Here is a 904-nt window from a genome sequence, read left to right as displayed (position 1 = left end):
CAAAACACTTCGACCTACAAGCCCCATGGGAAGACGGCCTATCAATCAGAAAAGGCTGGGCAGGCAAATACAAACCCTAAAACAACACGACACGCCACCAATAGACACACAAATTGTCCGGTAACCCCCAAACGCTCACAGCAAGAGGTTGCGATCCTTGTATCCAAAAGTGAGTACAAATGGTGGAGCTAGGGGGATTCGAACCCCCGACCTTCTCATTGCGAACGAGACGCGCTACCAACTGCGCCATAGCCCCAAGGCTCAAGTATCGTACCACCCTGGCAGCACGAAATGCACACTGGAGACTGTGAAGCGCACCGCCATCATTTACGAGTACTGATGCGCGCTTACATGCATGCACACTGCCAGCGCGGATCAACACTAAGGCGCACAAAAATTGATCTGAGTAATTCAGTGCTTGGTGCGCCACACTTTTAGGGGATCAGCGATGGTGGAGCGCACTCAACTAGGCTCCAAAAACCAGAATTAATGATGATAAAAACCGGATTAAAACAGTATTCCACCTGCTGTTTGGCGACATTGTGCCGAAAAATCAAACGGTGAGGGAGCTCACCGCAAATCAGTTTGACGATCGCCCCGATTGTTCGTAGAGTATTTTCTTGTCGCCCGGGCGGTGCTGATTGTTTGTGGTTGGTGTTGTTTGTGGTGGTTGTCCCGCGTTTGTGGCCTTTTGTTTGGGGTTGTGGGCGTGTGGGGGTGTTGTTTGTGAACTCGATAGTGTGTTTGTTTTGTTGATGCTTGTTTTTGTTTTTTGAGTTTTTTTGGTTGGGATTGGCTGCCCTGTTGTGGGGTGGTTGTTTTCTGAGCAGATTATGGTTTTTGTTTTTTGTTTGGAGAGTTTGATCCTGGCTCAGGACGAACGCTGGCGGCGTGCTTAACACAT

General features: G+C 49.2%; 1 protein-coding gene and 1 tRNA gene. Both read right to left on the bottom strand.

What is annotated here, in order from left to right; genetic code table 11:
- Positions 1-180: 180 nt before the first annotated feature.
- A tRNA-Ala gene (locus BN3002_RS00010) sits at positions 181-256 on the bottom strand.
- Between the two features lie 178 nt (positions 257-434).
- The coding region (locus tag BN3002_RS11050; RefSeq protein WP_157843488.1) for a hypothetical protein at positions 435-904 on the bottom strand (470 nt) is incomplete at its 5' end.

This window comes from Actinomyces ihuae, assembly GCF_001457875.1.
In the GTDB taxonomy this organism is placed as follows: Bacteria; Actinomycetota; Actinomycetes; order Actinomycetales; family Actinomycetaceae; genus Pauljensenia; species Pauljensenia radingae_A.
The sequence above is the reverse complement of the archived record's forward strand: the minus strand, read 5'-3'. Positions and strand labels throughout refer to the sequence as shown.